Source organism: Citrobacter sp. RHB35-C21, from assembly GCF_013816515.1.
GTDB lineage: Bacteria > Pseudomonadota > Gammaproteobacteria > Enterobacterales > Enterobacteriaceae > Citrobacter > Citrobacter braakii.
This window is the reverse complement of record NZ_CP057147.1, coordinates 4,145,009-4,161,251: the sequence shown is the minus strand read 5'-3', so window position 1 is coordinate 4,161,251 and position 16,243 is coordinate 4,145,009. Positions and strand designations below refer to the sequence as shown.

The following is a 16,243-nucleotide window of genomic DNA, read 5'->3' as shown; positions in this document are numbered from 1 at the left end:
CAATGTGCCGGGCAATGCCCTTGTAAGTAACCATCATGACGACACTCACGCTGAACACTTCACTGCTAAATTCTCAATCGATTCTGGTCGCCTTTAGCGGCGGGCTGGACTCCACCGTGCTGCTGCATCAGCTGGTACTGTGGCGAGCGCAAAATCCTGAGGTTGCCTTGCGCGCAATCCATATTCATCACGGATTAAGCCCGCAGGCAGACAGTTGGGTACAACACTGTGAGTCGGTATGCGCACAGTGGCAGGTGCCGCTGGTGGTTGAACGGGTCCATCTTGAGGATGATGGTCTGGGCATCGAAGCTCAGGCGCGACGCGCGCGCTATCAGGCATTTGCGCAGACCTTACTACCGGGTGAAGTGCTGATGACCGCCCAGCATCTCGACGACCAGTGTGAAACCTTTCTACTGGCGCTTAAGCGCGGCAGTGGTCCTGCCGGGCTTTCCGCCATGGGCGAAAGCTCACCATTTGCCGGAACCCAACTGATTCGACCGCTGCTGGCGCAAACGCGAGAGGCGCTTGAAGCATGGGCGCGACAGCATGAATTATGCTGGATCGAAGATGAAAGTAATCAGGATGATGCCTACGATCGCAATTTTCTCAGATTGCGCGTTACCCCCTTGCTCCAACAACGATGGCCGCACTTCGCGCAAGCCGCAGCCCGCAGCGCCGCGCTGTGCGCCGAGCAGGAGAGTTTACTGGATGAACTGCTGGCCAATGATTTAGCCGACTGCGTGACTGCCCAAGGCACACTGTTACTGGCACCGTTAATGATGATGAGTGGCGTGCGACGTGCCGCTCTGCTTCGTCGCTGGTTGGCTGGGGTAAATGCGCCGATGCCTTCCCGGGACGGGCTGGAACGTATCTGGCACGAAGTGGCGTTGGCGCGAGAAGATGCTTCCCCCTGTTTTCGTCTAGGAGAATATGAGGTCCGTCGCTATCAGTCACAGCTATGGTGGGTTAAATCGGTCGACGGGCAAAGCGAAACCGTCATCCCGTGGTCATGTCGGGAAACGCCGTTGACGCTGCCTGCCGGGTTAGGCTCGGTGCAGCTAATCTCTGCTGGCGAATTGCGCATGCCGCAAGCAGGTGAAGCCGTCAGTATTCGTTTTAAAGCGCCAGGCGTATTGCATATTGTCGGGCGTAACGGTGGACGTAAATTAAAGAAAATCTGGCAGGAGCAGGGGATCCCGCCCTGGCGACGAGATACCACGCCGTTGTTGTTTTACGGTGAAACGTTGATAGCGGCTGCGGGTGTTTTTGTGACGCGTGAGGGTGCGGCGGTAGATGAAGAAGGTATGAGTCTGATTTGGCATGCCTGATGTCGGTGCGATTATCAGGCCTGGTCATTTAGGCCTGATAAGGCGCAAGAAAAGCTAAGATTCGCTGACGACCACGGTACCGATTTGCGGGTGGCTGAAGCTGGCAATTTTATCGAGACGAAGCTCCCGGATTTCACCTGCGACATCTGCGACCAGATACTCCACGTTTTTGCGTGAAACCAGGTCATTCGCTTTCGCCTGCAAAACTTCGCCATCTTTTAGCGCCAGCGTCAGTAACAAATGGTTCTGGCAGGCGAGTTCAAGATTGTCGTAATCATCACAATTGATGGGTTGATACGTTTCATTCATTGACATAATCGCTCACCAGTAAGTTGGCGGCAGCATAGGCCGCTTTTTCCCTGACCGACTCTGGAAGGGCGCTGTCTGCCGCCACTTCATTAAGCACCTTCAATACGCAACCCAGCGCATCCGGGATATACCCTAAGTCTCCGCTGGCGATTTCCGCGTACCGCTTGCGTATTAACTCACAATATTTTTCCACATGCCCTCCTGTCAGCACTCTGACTTAACCGTGGATGCAAGTCTAAGCCTACGAAGATAAACTCTGTTTAGCAAGGTGACTATACCATACTCATTCAAGCAATATCAGCGCCTTGATTGAGGAGCTGTTAGCAGCCTTTTGCCGCAGTTTTCGCTACAATGAGCGCCTGATTCGAAAGGAGTTCTCTCATGGCGCTTAAAGCGACAATTTATAAAGCCGTCGTCAACGTAGCGGATCTCGACCGCAACCAGTTCCTTGACGCGGCCTTGACGCTGGCGCGTCATCCCTCTGAAACCCAGGAGCGCATGATGCTGCGCCTGCTGGCCTGGATTAAATATGCCGATGAACGGCTGCAGTTCACGCGTGGCCTGAGTGCTGAAGACGAGCCTGAAGCATGGCTGCGTAACGACCATCTGGGCATCGATCTCTGGATTGAACTGGGTCTGCCGGATGAGCGTCGTATTAAAAAAGCCTGTACCCAGTCTGGTGAGGTTGCTCTGTTTACTTACAACAGCCGTGCGGCCCAGATCTGGTGGCAGCAAAACCAGAACAAGTGTGCGCAGTTTAAAAATCTCACCGTGTGGTATCTGGATGATGAACAGCTGGCGCAACTGAGTGATTTTGCTGGTCGTACAATGGCGCTGCAGGCAACTATCCAGGATGGCGCTATCTGGCTGTCTGATTCTCAGAACAATCTGGAAATTCATCTGACCGCGTGGCAGCCGCGTTCATGATTGTTATCTCCCGAAACGTCTCTATCCCTGACAGTGAGCTGGAAATCACGGCGATTCGGGCACAGGGCGCGGGCGGTCAGCACGTTAACAAGACCTCCACGGCTATCCATTTGCGCTTTGACATTCGGGCCTCAGGCCTGCCAGAGTATTACAAGGAACGTCTGCTGGCCGCCAGCCATCATCTGATTAGCAGCGATGGCGTTATTATCATTAAGGCGCAGGAATACCGTAGCCAGGAGTTAAATCGGGAAGCGGCAATCTCCCGACTGGTGGCGGTGATAAAAGAATTAACCGCGGTGCAAAAAAGCCGACAGGCAACACGTCCTACGCGCGCCTCGAAAGAGCGCAGGTTGTCATCGAAGGCGCAAAAATCCACAGTGAAAGCACTGCGTGGGAGAGTTCGTCGAACGCAAGACTGACGAGCGGGAATAAAAAATTATAAGGAATTCATAGTGAAAACAGCAATATTGTCCGTGGTCGCTGCATGCACGCTTTTTTCCTTGATCGGCTGTAACAACCGTACTGAAGTCGATGTACTACAGCCGACGCGGGCGGCAGAATTAAAACCGATGCAGCAAAGCTGGCGTGGCATTTTGCCTTGCGCGGACTGCGAAGGAATTGAAACCTCTCTGTTCCTGGAAAAAGACGGCACATGGGTGATGAACGAACGCTATCAGGGCGTGCGGGATGAACCGTCCTCCTTTGCTTCTTATGGTACATGGGCGCGCACTGCCGATAAGCTGGTGCTGACTGACAGCAAAGGTGAAAAGTCGTACTACCGGGCAAAAGGTGAAGCGCTGGAGATGCTCGATCGTGAAGGTAACCCGATTGAGTCACAGTTCAACTACACGCTTGAGCCAGTTTCCGCGAGCTTACCGGTGACGCCAATGCCGATGCGGGGGATGTACTTCTATATGGCTGACGCGGCAACCTTCACTGATTGTGCGACGGGTAAAAGAGTCTCTGTCGCGAACAATGCACAACTGGAGCGAGATTATCTGACTGCGCGTGGTGCAACGGATAAGGCAGTTCTGCTTACTGTGGAAGGGCACTTCACGATGGAAGAAAATCCTGATACGGGCACGCCAGTGAAAACCTTAAGAGCGGATAAAGAAATTAAGTTTATCCCTGGCCAGAGTTGCGATGATTAATTTGCAGCTTATAAAAACTGTTCGGCGATCGCTCGGACAGTTTTTTCTTATCGGATCAATCCAACAAAACGGCTGGTTTTGATATAAATCCCTAACTTCAGGTGGCCGATATACTGTAGCTGCGTTTCAGACTTAAACGCGGAAATGTCACCTTCGCGCATATGCATCAGGTCGGAAGGGCTAATCCAACCCGGCTGCGCCATTGTTAGCGGGTGCCCGGCTGTGGCAAACGCATCGGTTACGAATTCGGAGCAAAACCACGCCTTCTTTTCTCCTTCGCTGGTATTGTTCAACTGTGCTTTTGCCAGCCCGCTGACGCATTGCTGGCGAAAATCCTCTGAGAAAGGATTCAATGAACATATTTGCCGGGTCACCATAAACGGAATAAATTCGACGATGCCGCGATAGTTATAGCCACTGTCTTTGATTTTATAAGCAAATGCTTTGATTTCTGCGGCCTGCTGCGGCGTAAGATCCGGCACTCTCAAGGCAAAAAGTTTATCGCTATGCTTCATGGCCTGTTTCAGCGTCACGATTTGTACGCCAGCCCCGGTCGCTTCGGCAACTTCATTATCGCCAAGGTAAACGGCGACATGGCTGACAGAAGAGGTGCTGAACGCGCGAATACCAAATGAGGTCACCCCAAGACTAGAGTAAAACAGCAGGTCGCCCGGCCTGAGGTCGGTATCCGTAATTTCATACAGCGCTTGATCGGTAAATGAGCTTTGATGCTGGAGTTTTACCTCCCATTTCTTTGCCTGGGCATCAACAGCCGTTGCTGATGAATTTTGCTGACTGACGTCAATCGTGCAGGCTGAAAGCAGAAGACCGAAGGGGAGGAGCAGGCAGTAATACGCCGTTGGTTTAGCCATTTTATACAATCCATGTAAAAAAGGCCCTGATCCTCAGGGCCTTGTGCTGGTATTAGCCTTTAATAGCTTTGACCAGGTAGTCGACGATGTCGCCGGTTTTAATCAGCTCTTTCTCGCCGTTACGACGGTATTTGTATTCGATATCGTCGTTGTCGAGGTTACGGTCGCCCAGCACGATGGTATGCGGAATACCGATGAGCTCCATATCAGCAAACATCACGCCTGGACGCTCTTTACGATCGTCCATCAGCACTTCAATACCCTGCGCGCGCAGCTCCGCGTACAGCTTTTCAGCCAGCTCCTGCACACGGTAGGATTTGTGCATGTTCATCGGCAGAATAGCAACCTGGAACGGGGCAATGGCGTCTGGCCATACAATGCCGCGATCGTCGTAGTTCTGTTCAATCGCAGCAGCCACAACGCGAGTGACCCCGATACCGTAGCAGCCCATGGTCAGCGTCTGGTTACGACCATCTTCTCCCTGAACGGCGGCTTTCATCGCTTCAGAGTACTTGGTACCCAACTGGAAGATGTGGCCCACTTCGATACCGCGTTTGATCATCAGCGTACCTTTGCCATCCGGGCTTGGATCGCCGGCGACCACGTTACGAATGTCAGCCACTTCCGGGGTGGCCACATCGCGATCCCAGTTGATACCGAAATAGTGTTTACCGTCGATGTTGGCACCGGCAGCAAAATCGCTCATTACCGCAACGGTACGGTCGATAACCACCGGAATAGGCATGTTCACCGGACCCAGAGATCCTGGACCTGCTTTAACCAGCGCACGAATTTCTTCTTCGGTGGCGAAGGTCAGCGGGCTGGCAACCTGCGGCAGTTTTTCCGCCTTGACTTCGTTCAGCTCGTGATCGCCACGAACCAGCAGCGCAACCAGCGGGTAGCTGCTGCCTTCAACCGCTTTCACCAGCAGGGTTTTCACGGTTTTCTCGATAGGCAGGTTGAATTGTTCAACCAGCTCGGCGATGGTCTTAGCGTTCGGCGTATCAACCAGCGTCATTTCCTGTGTTGCAGCGGCGCGCGGTTCTTTCGGTGCAACAGCTTCGGCAAACTCGATGTTTGCCGCATAGTCGGAAGAGTCAGAGAAGATCACATCGTCTTCACCGCTCTGCGCCAGCACCTGGAATTCGTGAGAGGCGCTGCCGCCGATAGAACCGGTATCCGCTTGTACCGCACGGAAATCCAGCCCCATACGGCTGAAGATTTTGCTGTACGCAGCGTACATCGCGTCGTAGGTTTCCTGCAGAGATTCCTGAGAGGTGTGGAAAGAGTAGGCATCTTTCATCAGGAATTCGCGGGAACGCATCACGCCGAAGCGCGGACGCACTTCGTCACGGAATTTGGTCTGGATCTGATAGAAGTTCAGCGGCAGCTGTTTGTAAGAGCTCAGCTCATTACGGATCAGGTCGGTGATCACTTCTTCATGCGTTGGGCCGAGTACGAACGAACGATCGCCACGGTCAGCAATACGCAGCAGTTCCGGGCCGTATTGTTCCCAACGGCCGCTCTCTTCCCACAGTTCAGAAGGCTGAACGACCGGCATCAACACCTCGATCGCACCGGCGTTGTTCATCTCTTCACGCACGATGTTTTCGACTTTTTTCAGGACGCGCACGCCGGTCGGCAGCCAGGTATATAACCCGGAGGCCAGCTTGCGGATCATCCCGGCGCGCAGCATCAGCTGGTGGCTGATGACCTCGGCGTCGGCAGGTGTCTCCTTCAGAGTGGAGAGCAGATATTGGCTAGTACGCATGTTGTTACGGTTCCAGTTGAACGATCGAACAGGCTCAAAATGAGCCTGGCACAAAACAAAAGTGGTTTAGTTTACCAGCGAGAAGGGGATGTCAAAAGAGTACGCGATGCAAATTAGCGGGCTTCCAGAGCAAAGACCTCAAATCCTGACGGCGTCACGCGCCAGCGGACGTTAAAGTCCAGCAACCAGACGGCATAGGTTTTACCTTCTTCCTCGTTTTTACGGTAGGCAGGACGCGGATCCTGCGCTAGCACTTCGGCAATAAACTGACGAAGATGCGGGTAACGCTGTTCGAGCTTTGGGAGTTGCTCAGCGAGCTCTTCACTGAACGTCACGTCTACACTGGCCTGCGGCGCGTCCTGAGCATAGCTGGCGCGAGCATCAGGCAGCGATTCGGCAAACGGCAAATACGGTTTTATATCCACTACCGGTGTGCCATCAACAAGATCCAGCCCGCCGAGCTCAAGGATTACGTGCTCTTTATGGCAACGGATGCCCCGCAGCTCAACCAACGACATGCCAACAGGGTTCGGACGAAACGTTGAACGCGTGGCAAAGACGCCCATTCTGGCATTGCCGCCAAGACGGGGAGGGCGCACGGTTGGACGCCATCCACCTTCCATTGTCTGGTGAAAAACAAAAATCACCCACAAATGGCTGAAGGCTTCCAGGCCGCGAACGGCATCGGCCTGGTTATAAGGTGCGAGCAAATGCAGTTCACCGTTGGCACTTTTCACCAGACCCGGCTGGCGTGGAACGGCGAACTTTTCTTTATAAGGTGAGCGGATAACGCCTATTTGCTCGAACTGAAAATGGCTCATTTCGCCGAAATGTTCAGTGCAGAACCGATGCAAACCGCCTGGCGATAGCAACCCGGCGTTCCGCTGGTTACTTCGCAACTGTGCAGCAATACCGCATTTGCTTTCATTTTAGATGCGTTAATCTGCATGCGTTTGCGTGCGGTTGGAATGCTCGGTGGAGAATCCTGGTTGGATGCCTGGCAGGATTCGCCGCTGACTTCGCCGAGATCGCGGAACGGTTTGCCAACTAAATCTTCAGCGTTAGTAATGATTCTTACCGGCGCCGCGCGCGGTGCTTTGGGTTTTTCCGGCTCCGCTTTAGGCGGGGTAGCGGTGCTTTGAACGGGTTCAACAGGGGATCTGCTTAACATAGAACAGCCGCTCAGCATGAGTGCTACTAAACAGATCGGTAAAGCACGCATAATATTTCCTCAATGAATGATCTAAACGTCAGATATTGAATCAGGTGCTTGCATAAATGACAAGACGGGCAAGCGCCCGTCCTGATGATATTACAGATTCTGGAAACAGCCTAAAATTACCAGCCCTTAACAGCACCGCCGTTGAAGACTTTGTTTGCTGCTTCGTACACTTCGTCAGACTGGTATGCCTGAACGAATTTCTTCACATTCTCAGCATCTTTATTGTCTTCACGAGTCACGATCAGGTTTACGTACGGAGAATCTTTATCTTCAACAAAGATACCGTCTTTAGCCGGGGTCAGGCCGATCTGGCTGGCGTAGGTCGTGTTGATGACCGCCAGTGCGATTTGCGCATCGTCCAGGGAACGCGGCAGCTGCGGCGCTTCCAGTTCAACCAGCTTCAGGTTTTTCGGGTTTTCAATCACGTCCAGCGCGGTCGGCAGCAGACCAACACCCTCTTTCAGTTTGATTAAGCCCACTTTTTGCAGCAGCAGCAGGGAGCGGCCAAGGTTAGTCGGATCGTTTGGAATCGCGACCTGAGAACCTTCTTGCAACTCATCCAGTGATTTGATTTTTTTAGAGTAGCCCGCAATCGGGTAAACAAAAGTATTACCTGCAGCAACCAGTTTGTAGCCGCGATCTTTGATCTGTTGATCCAGGTACGGTTTGTGCTGGAAGGCGTTAGCATCAATATCGCCTTTGCTCAGTGCTTCGTTAGGCAGGACGTAATCGTTAAACGTGACCAGCTCAACGTCCAGACCGTATTTTTCTTTAGCCACTTTCTGCGCGACTTCTGCGACCTGCTGCTCTGCGCCAACAATAACGCCCACTTTGATGTGGTTAGGATCTTTTTCATCCTGACCGCAACCCACAAGTGCCAGAGAACCGATCAGGGCTCCAACTGCCGCAAAGGTTTTGAATTTGAACGCCATGCTTATTTCCTTTTCTTAATGAGTTTTTAGTGTTGTGTGCAACGTTATTTGTGCGTGACAGCCCGGACGATGCGATCGCCGGATAACTGAATTAAATAAACCAGAATGACGAGCAATACCAGCACTGTATTCATGACGGTAGCGTTGTAGCCAATATAACCGTACTGATAACCAATCTGGCCAAGGCCACCGGCACCGACGGCACCGCCCATCGCGGAATACCCCACCAGCGTGATAAGGGTGATGGTGGCCGCATTGACCAGTCCAGGCAGTGCTTCTGGAAGTAATACCTTACGTACAATTTGCAGCGGCGTGGCGCCCATTGCACGGGAGGCTTCAATCAGCCCGGTCGGGATTTCGAGCAGCGCGTTTTCCACCATACGGGCGATAAACGGCGCGGCGCCGACGGTCAGCGGGACGATAGCGGCCTGCAGCCCAATAGAGGTGCCAACGATCATGCGGGTGAACGGAATCATCCACACCAGCAAGATAATGAACGGGATGGAACGGAAAATATTCACCAGTGCAGAGAGCGTGCGGTAGAGCTTCGCGTTCTCAATGATTTGCCCCGGCCGCGTTACGTACAGCAACACGCCAACCGGCAGGCCAATCACAAAACCAAAAAAACCGGACACAAAGGTCATTGCCAGCGTTTCCCATACGCCGCGAACCAGCAGCCACATCATCGGCTCAGACATAACCCAGTACCTCTACTTTTACATGGTGTTCCTGCAACCAGTTAATGGCTGCTTGTGTATCTTCCTGTGTGCCGTGCATTTCAGTCAGCATGATGCCGAACTTCACGCCGCCGGCGTAATCCATCTGCGCGCTAATAATGTTGTTATTCACGTTAAAGCGACGGGCCGTCTCAGAAAGTAATGGCGCATCAACCGAATGACCGGTGAATTCCATGCGCAGCATTGGCACGCTGTCGGCTTCTGGCTTTGCTTTTAAACGTTCCAGATAATCTTCCGGGATATCCAGGTGTAGCGTGGACTGGATAAATTTCTGTGCCAGCGGCGTTTTCGGGTGGGAGAACACTTCGCTGACGGTGTCCTGCTCAATCAGCTCACCATTACTGATGACCGCCACGCAGTCACAAATGCGTTTTACAACGTCCATCTCATGGGTAATCAGCAGAATGGTGAGTCCCAAACGACGGTTAATGTCTTTCAATAATTCCAGAATCGAGCGGGTTGTTGCCGGATCAAGTGCGCTGGTGGCTTCATCACACAGCAACACTTTTGGATTGCTGGCCAGCGCACGCGCAATCGCCACTCGCTGTTTTTGTCCGCCGGAAAGGTTGGCCGGGTAGCTGTCGTGCTTGTCGCCAAGGCCGACTAAATCCAGCAGTTCTGTTACACGGCGTTTGATCTCTTCCTTTGGCGTGTTATCCAGTTCCAGCGGCAGCGCGACGTTGCCAAACACGGTACGGGAAGAGAGCAGGTTAAAGTGTTGGAAAATCATGCCGATTTGACGGCGAGCTTTGGTCAGCTCGGATTCAGAAAGCGTCGTCAGCTCCTGACCGCCAACCTGAACACTGCCTTCGGTTGGGCGTTCAAGTAAGTTAACGCAGCGAATGAGCGTACTTTTACCGGCACCGGAGGCGCCAATGACGCCATAAATCTGCCCGGCAGGAACGTGCAGGCTGACTTTATTTAGCGCCTGAATGGTGCGAGTCCCCTGCTGGAACACTTTGGTGATATTCGAAAGTTTAATCATTGGTTATTTATTATCGTAATTAAGTTAGCCGTGGCATTTTCGTCTGTCTGGGACGGTCGAAGCCGTCAACAAGATGGATGTTAAGGCATCCAGACGTCTAAATCAATCTAGCTTTGCACGATGAGCACTTTCTTGCCCGCCGAAACATGCGATACTAGAGCCACATGCCTTATTCAGGAGCTATAAAAGGTGGCAAAATCTGTACCCGCAATTTTTCTCGACCGCGACGGCACCATTAATGTGGACCACGGTTACGTACATGAGATTGACGAGTTCGAGTTTATCGACGGCGTTATTGATGCCATGCGTGAACTTAAAAATATGGGTTACGCGCTCATTATCGTGACAAACCAGTCTGGTATCGCTCGTGGCAAATTTACTGAGGCACAGTTTGAAACGTTGACCGAATGGATGGACTGGTCGCTGGCCGATCGCGACGTTGATTTGGATGGTATCTACTATTGCCCGCATCATCCGCAGGGCACAGTAGAAGAGTATCGTCAGGTCTGCGACTGTCGTAAACCGCATCCTGGAATGTTGATCTCCGCCCGAGACTTCCTGCATATCGATATGGCCGCTTCCTATATGGTAGGCGACAAGATAGAAGATATGCAGGCAGCAGCAGCGGCGAATGTTGGAACGAAGGTTCTGGTGCGCACGGGTAAACCTGTTACGCCGGAAGCAGAAAATGCGGCAGATTTGGTCATAAACAGTCTGGCAGACCTGCCAATGGCGATAAAAAAGCAGCAAAAGTAAGCGCAATGGATAAAAGGTGAGCGGTTGAAACAAAAATGCATTTTTCCGCTTGTCTTCCTGAGTCGACTCCCTATAATGCGCCTCCATCGACACGGCGGATGTGAATCACTTCACACAAACAGCCGGTTCGGTTGAAGAGAAAAACCTGAAAATGAGGGTTGACTCTGAAAGAGGAAAGCGTAATATACGCCACCTCGCGACAGAACGCTAAAGCGCGTCGCAACTGCTCTTTAACAATTTATCAGACAATCTGTGTGGGCACTCGAAGATACGGATTCTTAACGTCGCAAGACGAAAAATGAATACCAAGTCTCTGAGTGAACACGTAATTCATTACGAAGTTTAATTCACGAGCATCAAACTTAAATTGAAGAGTTTGATCATGGCTCAGATTGAACGCTGGCGGCAGGCCTAACACATGCAAGTCGAACGGTAGCACAGAGGAGCTTGCTCCTTGGGTGACGAGTGGCGGACGGGTGAGTAATGTCTGGGAAACTGCCCGATGGAGGGGGATAACTACTGGAAACGGTAGCTAATACCGCATAACGTCGCAAGACCAAAGAGGGGGACCTTCGGGCCTCTTGCCATCGGATGTGCCCAGATGGGATTAGCTAGTAGGTGGGGTAACGGCTCACCTAGGCGACGATCCCTAGCTGGTCTGAGAGGATGACCAGCCACACTGGAACTGAGACACGGTCCAGACTCCTACGGGAGGCAGCAGTGGGGAATATTGCACAATGGGCGCAAGCCTGATGCAGCCATGCCGCGTGTATGAAGAAGGCCTTCGGGTTGTAAAGTACTTTCAGCGAGGAGGAAGGTGTTGTGGTTAATAACCGCAGCAATTGACGTTACTCGCAGAAGAAGCACCGGCTAACTCCGTGCCAGCAGCCGCGGTAATACGGAGGGTGCAAGCGTTAATCGGAATTACTGGGCGTAAAGCGCACGCAGGCGGTCTGTCAAGTCGGATGTGAAATCCCCGGGCTCAACCTGGGAACTGCATCCGAAACTGGCAGGCTAGAGTCTTGTAGAGGGGGGTAGAATTCCAGGTGTAGCGGTGAAATGCGTAGAGATCTGGAGGAATACCGGTGGCGAAGGCGGCCCCCTGGACAAAGACTGACGCTCAGGTGCGAAAGCGTGGGGAGCAAACAGGATTAGATACCCTGGTAGTCCACGCCGTAAACGATGTCGACTTGGAGGTTGTGCCCTTGAGGCGTGGCTTCCGGAGCTAACGCGTTAAGTCGACCGCCTGGGGAGTACGGCCGCAAGGTTAAAACTCAAATGAATTGACGGGGGCCCGCACAAGCGGTGGAGCATGTGGTTTAATTCGATGCAACGCGAAGAACCTTACCTACTCTTGACATCCAGAGAACTTAGCAGAGATGCTTTGGTGCCTTCGGGAACTCTGAGACAGGTGCTGCATGGCTGTCGTCAGCTCGTGTTGTGAAATGTTGGGTTAAGTCCCGCAACGAGCGCAACCCTTATCCTTTGTTGCCAGCGGTTCGGCCGGGAACTCAAAGGAGACTGCCAGTGATAAACTGGAGGAAGGTGGGGATGACGTCAAGTCATCATGGCCCTTACGAGTAGGGCTACACACGTGCTACAATGGCATATACAAAGAGAAGCGACCTCGCGAGAGCAAGCGGACCTCATAAAGTATGTCGTAGTCCGGATTGGAGTCTGCAACTCGACTCCATGAAGTCGGAATCGCTAGTAATCGTGGATCAGAATGCCACGGTGAATACGTTCCCGGGCCTTGTACACACCGCCCGTCACACCATGGGAGTGGGTTGCAAAAGAAGTAGGTAGCTTAACCTTCGGGAGGGCGCTTACCACTTTGTGATTCATGACTGGGGTGAAGTCGTAACAAGGTAACCGTAGGGGAACCTGCGGTTGGATCACCTCCTTACCTTAAAGAAACGTTCTTTGTAGTGCTCACACAGATTGTCTGATGAAAAGTAAATAGCAAGGCGTCTTGCGATTGAGACTTCAGTGTCCCCTTCGTCTAGAGGCCCAGGACACCGCCCTTTCACGGCGGTAACAGGGGTTCGAATCCCCTAGGGGACGCCACTTGCTGGTATGTGTGAGTGAAAGTCGCCGACCGAAGTATCTCAAAACAGACTTTCGAGTCTCGTTTGAGATATTTGCTCTTTAAAAATCTGGATCAAGCTGAAAATTGAAACGACACACTGTTTCATTTCTCCGTAAACAAGAAATGAAAAGCGGTGTGTTCGAGTCTCTCAAATTTTCGCAACACTGAAGTGTTTTACGAAACATCTTCGGGTTGTGAGGTTAAGCGACTAAGCGTACACGGTGGATGCCCTGGCAGTCAGAGGCGATGAAGGACGTGCTAATCTGCGATAAGCGTCGGTAAGGTGATATGAACCGTTATAACCGGCGATTTCCGAATGGGGAAACCCAGTGTGATTCGTCACACTATCATTGCGTGAATACATAGCGTAATGAAGCGAACCGGGGGAACTGAAACATCTAAGTACCCCGAGGAAAAGAAATCAACCGAGATTCCCCCAGTAGCGGCGAGCGAACGGGGAGCAGCCCAGAGTCTGAATCAGCATGTGTGGTAGTGGAACGGTCTGGAAAGTCCGACGGTACAGGGTGATAGTCCCGTACACAAAAGTGCATGTGTTGTGAACTCGAAGAGTAGGGCGGGACACGTGGTATCCTGTCTGAATATGGGGGGACCATCCTCCAAGGCTAAATACTCCTGACTGACCGATAGTGAACCAGTACCGTGAGGGAAAGGCGAAAAGAACCCCGGCGAGGGGAGTGAAAAAGAACCTGAAACCGTGTACGTACAAGCAGTGGGAGCCTCTTTATGGGGTGACTGCGTACCTTTTGTATAATGGGTCAGCGACTTATATTCTGTAGCAAGGTTAACCGAATAGGGGAGCCGAAGGGAAACCGAGTCTTAACTGGGCGTTAAGTTGCAGGGTATAGACCCGAAACCCGGTGATCTAGCCATGGGCAGGTTGAAGGTTGGGTAACACTAACTGGAGGACCGAACCGACTAATGTTGAAAAATTAGCGGATGACTTGTGGCTGGGGGTGAAAGGCCAATCAAACCGGGAGATAGCTGGTTCTCCCCGAAAGCTATTTAGGTAGCGCCTCGTGAACTCATCTTCGGGGGTAGAGCACTGTTTCGGCTAGGGGGTCATCCCGACTTACCAACCCGATGCAAACTGCGAATACCGAAGAATGTTATCACGGGAGACACACGGCGGGTGCTAACGTCCGTCGTGAAGAGGGAAACAACCCAGACCGCCAGCTAAGGTCCCAAAGTCATGGTTAAGTGGGAAACGATGTGGGAAGGCACAGACAGCCAGGATGTTGGCTTAGAAGCAGCCATCATTTAAAGAAAGCGTAATAGCTCACTGGTCGAGTCGGCCTGCGCGGAAGATGTAACGGGGCTAAACCATGCACCGAAGCTGCGGCAGCGACACTATGTGTTGTTGGGTAGGGGAGCGTTCTGTAAGCCGTTGAAGGTGTGCTGTGAGGCATGCTGGAGGTATCAGAAGTGCGAATGCTGACATAAGTAACGATAATGCGGGTGAAAAACCCGCACGCCGGAAGACCAAGGGTTCCTGTCCAACGTTAATCGGGGCAGGGTGAGTCGACCCCTAAGGCGAGGCCGAAAGGCGTAGTCGATGGGAAACAGGTTAATATTCCTGTACTTGGTGTTACTGCGAAGGGGGGACGGAGAAGGCTATGTTAGCCGGGCGACGGTTGTCCCGGTTTAAGCATGTAGGCGGAGATTCCAGGTAAATCCGGAGTCTTGTTAACGCTGAGGTGTGATGACGAGGCACTACGGTGCTGAAGTAACAAATGCCCTGCTTCCAGGAAAAGCCTCTAAGCATCAGGTAACACAAAATCGTACCCCAAACCGACACAGGTGGTCAGGTAGAGAATACCAAGGCGCTTGAGAGAACTCGGGTGAAGGAACTAGGCAAAATGGTGCCGTAACTTCGGGAGAAGGCACGCTGATATGTAGGTGAAGTGATTTACTCATGGAGCTGAAATCAGTCGAAGATACCAGCTGGCTGCAACTGTTTATTAAAAACACAGCACTGTGCAAACACGAAAGTGGACGTATACGGTGTGACGCCTGCCCGGTGCCGGAAGGTTAATTGATGGGGTTATCCGTAAGGAGAAGCTCTTGATCGAAGCCCCGGTAAACGGCGGCCGTAACTATAACGGTCCTAAGGTAGCGAAATTCCTTGTCGGGTAAGTTCCGACCTGCACGAATGGCGTAATGATGGCCAGGCTGTCTCCACCCGAGACTCAGTGAAATTGAACTCGCTGTGAAGATGCAGTGTACCCGCGGCAAGACGGAAAGACCCCGTGAACCTTTACTATAGCTTGACACTGAACACTGGTCCTTGATGTGTAGGATAGGTGGGAGGCTTTGAAGTGTGGACGCCAGTCTGCATGGAGCCAACCTTGAAATACCACCCTTTAATGGCTGGTGTTCTAACGTAGACCCGTGATCCGGGTTGCGGACAGTGTCTGGTGGGTAGTTTGACTGGGGCGGTCTCCTCCTAAAGAGTAACGGAGGAGCACGAAGGTTAGCTAATCCTGGTCGGACATCAGGAGGTTAGTGCAAAGGCATAAGCTAGCTTGACTGCGAGAGTGACGGCTCGAGCAGGTGCGAAAGCAGGTCTTAGTGATCCGGTGGTTCTGAATGGAAGGGCCATCGCTCAACGGATAAAAGGTACTCCGGGGATAACAGGCTGATACCGCCCAAGAGTTCATATCGACGGCGGTGTTTGGCACCTCGATGTCGGCTCATCACATCCTGGGGCTGAAGTAGGTCCCAAGGGTATGGCTGTTCGCCATTTAAAGTGGTACGCGAGCTGGGTTTAGAACGTCGTGAGACAGTTCGGTCCCTATCTGCCGTGGGCGCTGGAGAATTGAGGGGGGCTGCTCCTAGTACGAGAGGACCGGAGTGGACGCATCACTGGTGTTCGGGTTGTCATGCCAATGGCATTGCCCGGTAGCTAAATGCGGAAGAGATAAGTGCTGAAAGCATCTAAGCACGAAACTTGCCCCGAGATGAGTTCTCCCTGACCCTTTAAGGGTCCTGAAGGAACGTTGAAGACGACGACGTTGATAGGTCGGGTGTGTAAGCGTAGCGATACGTTGAGCTAACCGATACTAATGAACCGTGAGGCTTAACCTTACAACGCCGAAGATGTTTTGGCGAAAGAGACATCGAAATTCAGCTTGATTACAGATTAC

The 16,243-nt window shown here is 52.3% G+C and carries 14 protein-coding genes, 1 tRNA gene and 2 rRNA genes; 8 read left to right on the top strand and 9 right to left on the bottom strand.

Translation table 11 applies throughout. The features are described 5' to 3' along the window. The first annotated feature begins 35 nt into the window (after positions 1-35). On the top strand, positions 36-1,328 hold the full coding sequence (gene tilS, locus HVZ39_RS20295; protein ID WP_181632898.1) for a tRNA lysidine(34) synthetase TilS: 1,293 nt from the start codon (positions 36-38) through the stop codon (positions 1,326-1,328). A gap of 54 nt (positions 1,329-1,382) precedes the next feature. On the opposite strand, the gene rof is transcribed toward tilS, so the two are convergent. Continuing rightward, positions 1,383-1,643 (bottom strand): Rho-binding antiterminator, encoded by a 261-nt coding sequence (gene rof, locus HVZ39_RS20290; RefSeq protein ID WP_016151773.1) that lies wholly within the window; start codon positions 1,641-1,643, stop codon positions 1,383-1,385. Next, complete coding sequence (locus HVZ39_RS20285; protein ID WP_003018499.1) at positions 1,630-1,830, bottom strand: YaeP family protein; 201 nt, start codon at positions 1,828-1,830, stop codon at positions 1,630-1,632. Before HVZ39_RS20285 ends, rof begins: the two co-directional genes overlap by 14 nt. 188 nt (positions 1,831-2,018) lie before the next feature. Between HVZ39_RS20285 and HVZ39_RS20280 the strand changes: the two genes are divergently transcribed. From HVZ39_RS20280 to nlpE, 3 genes are read left to right on the top strand one after another with little or no spacing between them, the layout of a single operon-like run. Then, a complete protein-coding gene (locus HVZ39_RS20280) occupies positions 2,019-2,564 on the top strand; it encodes a YaeQ family protein (RefSeq protein ID WP_046275338.1) in 546 nt (181 codons plus the stop codon). Next, entirely contained in the window at positions 2,561-2,983 is a 423-nt protein-coding gene (gene arfB / locus HVZ39_RS20275; protein WP_016151775.1) for an alternative ribosome rescue aminoacyl-tRNA hydrolase ArfB, read from the top strand. The genes HVZ39_RS20280 and arfB overlap by 4 nt, the downstream gene beginning before the upstream one ends. Positions 2,984-3,013: 30 nt before the next feature. Then, complete coding sequence (gene nlpE / locus HVZ39_RS20270) at positions 3,014-3,715, top strand: envelope stress response activation lipoprotein NlpE (protein WP_087121852.1); 702 nt, start codon at positions 3,014-3,016, stop codon at positions 3,713-3,715. Between the two features lie 47 nt (positions 3,716-3,762). On the opposite strand, the gene HVZ39_RS20265 is transcribed toward nlpE, so the two are convergent. The 7 genes from HVZ39_RS20265 to metN all read right to left on the bottom strand — a co-directional run bounded on the left by HVZ39_RS20265 (position 3,763) and on the right by metN (position 10,234). Beyond that, positions 3,763-4,587 (bottom strand): YaeF family permuted papain-like enzyme, encoded by an 825-nt coding sequence (locus tag HVZ39_RS20265; protein ID WP_181632897.1) that lies wholly within the window; start codon positions 4,585-4,587, stop codon positions 3,763-3,765. A 52-nt stretch (positions 4,588-4,639) separates the two neighbouring features. Next, complete coding sequence (proS, locus tag HVZ39_RS20260) at positions 4,640-6,358, bottom strand: proline--tRNA ligase (protein WP_016151778.1); 1,719 nt, start codon at positions 6,356-6,358, stop codon at positions 4,640-4,642. Between the two features lie 113 nt (positions 6,359-6,471). Beyond that, the gene (tsaA, locus tag HVZ39_RS20255; RefSeq protein WP_016155737.1) at positions 6,472-7,179 is read right to left on the bottom strand and encodes a tRNA (N6-threonylcarbamoyladenosine(37)-N6)-methyltransferase TrmO; all 708 of its coding nucleotides are present in this window, start codon (positions 7,177-7,179) and stop codon (positions 6,472-6,474) included. Further along, entirely contained in the window at positions 7,176-7,580 is a 405-nt protein-coding gene (rcsF, locus tag HVZ39_RS20250; RefSeq protein WP_016151780.1) for an Rcs stress response system protein RcsF, read from the bottom strand. Before rcsF ends, tsaA begins: the two co-directional genes overlap by 4 nt. A gap of 116 nt (positions 7,581-7,696) precedes the next feature. After that, on the bottom strand, positions 7,697-8,512 hold the full coding sequence (gene metQ, locus HVZ39_RS20245) for a methionine ABC transporter substrate-binding lipoprotein MetQ (RefSeq protein WP_047417107.1): 816 nt from the start codon (positions 8,510-8,512) through the stop codon (positions 7,697-7,699). 44 nt (positions 8,513-8,556) lie between these two features. Further along, positions 8,557-9,210, bottom strand: coding sequence for a methionine ABC transporter permease MetI (locus HVZ39_RS20240; RefSeq protein WP_016151781.1), 654 nt, complete (start codon positions 9,208-9,210; stop codon positions 8,557-8,559). Further along, a complete protein-coding gene (metN, locus tag HVZ39_RS20235; protein ID WP_016151782.1) occupies positions 9,203-10,234 on the bottom strand; it encodes a methionine ABC transporter ATP-binding protein MetN in 1,032 nt (343 codons plus the stop codon). The genes HVZ39_RS20240 and metN overlap by 8 nt, the downstream gene beginning before the upstream one ends. A 189-nt stretch (positions 10,235-10,423) precedes the next feature. On the opposite strand from metN, the gene gmhB reads away from it, so the two are divergent. From gmhB to HVZ39_RS20215, 4 genes are all read left to right on the top strand, one after another. Further along, positions 10,424-10,990 (top strand): D-glycero-beta-D-manno-heptose 1,7-bisphosphate 7-phosphatase, encoded by a 567-nt coding sequence (gmhB, locus tag HVZ39_RS20230; protein ID WP_016151783.1) that lies wholly within the window; start codon positions 10,424-10,426, stop codon positions 10,988-10,990. A gap of 364 nt (positions 10,991-11,354) precedes the next feature. Beyond that, a 16S ribosomal RNA gene (locus HVZ39_RS20225) occupies positions 11,355-12,896 on the top strand. An 85-nt stretch (positions 12,897-12,981) separates the two neighbouring features. Next, positions 12,982-13,057 (top strand) — tRNA-Glu (locus HVZ39_RS20220). A gap of 220 nt (positions 13,058-13,277) precedes the next feature. Then, positions 13,278-16,184 (top strand): 23S ribosomal RNA (locus HVZ39_RS20215). Together the 16S and 23S rRNA genes with 1 tRNA gene alongside form the textbook arrangement of a ribosomal RNA operon. The last annotated feature ends 59 nt before the right edge of the window (positions 16,185-16,243 follow it).

What these genes read in the sequence shown, in the direction of transcription:
- arfB (WP_016151775.1), top strand. Translation starts at nt 2,561, where the DNA reads ATGATTGTTATCTCCCGAAACGTCTCTATCCCTGACAGTGAGCTGGAA.
- HVZ39_RS20240 (WP_016151781.1), bottom strand. Translation starts at nt 9,210, where the DNA reads ATGTCTGAGCCGATGATGTGGCTGCTGGTTCGCGGCGTATGGGAAACG.
- rof (WP_016151773.1), bottom strand. Translation starts at nt 1,643, where the DNA reads ATGTCAATGAATGAAACGTATCAACCCATCAATTGTGATGATTACGAC.
- metQ (WP_047417107.1), bottom strand. Translation starts at nt 8,512, where the DNA reads ATGGCGTTCAAATTCAAAACCTTTGCGGCAGTTGGAGCCCTGATCGGT.
- rcsF (WP_016151780.1), bottom strand. Translation starts at nt 7,580, where the DNA reads ATGCGTGCTTTACCGATCTGTTTAGTAGCACTCATGCTGAGCGGCTGT.
- proS (WP_016151778.1), bottom strand. Translation starts at nt 6,358, where the DNA reads ATGCGTACTAGCCAATATCTGCTCTCCACTCTGAAGGAGACACCTGCC.
- HVZ39_RS20280 (WP_046275338.1), top strand. Translation starts at nt 2,019, where the DNA reads ATGGCGCTTAAAGCGACAATTTATAAAGCCGTCGTCAACGTAGCGGAT.
- metN (WP_016151782.1), bottom strand. Translation starts at nt 10,234, where the DNA reads ATGATTAAACTTTCGAATATCACCAAAGTGTTCCAGCAGGGGACTCGC.
- HVZ39_RS20265 (WP_181632897.1), bottom strand. Translation starts at nt 4,587, where the DNA reads ATGGCTAAACCAACGGCGTATTACTGCCTGCTCCTCCCCTTCGGTCTT.
- tsaA (WP_016155737.1), bottom strand. Translation starts at nt 7,179, where the DNA reads ATGAGCCATTTTCAGTTCGAGCAAATAGGCGTTATCCGCTCACCTTAT.
- tilS (WP_181632898.1), top strand. Translation starts at nt 36, where the DNA reads ATGACGACACTCACGCTGAACACTTCACTGCTAAATTCTCAATCGATT.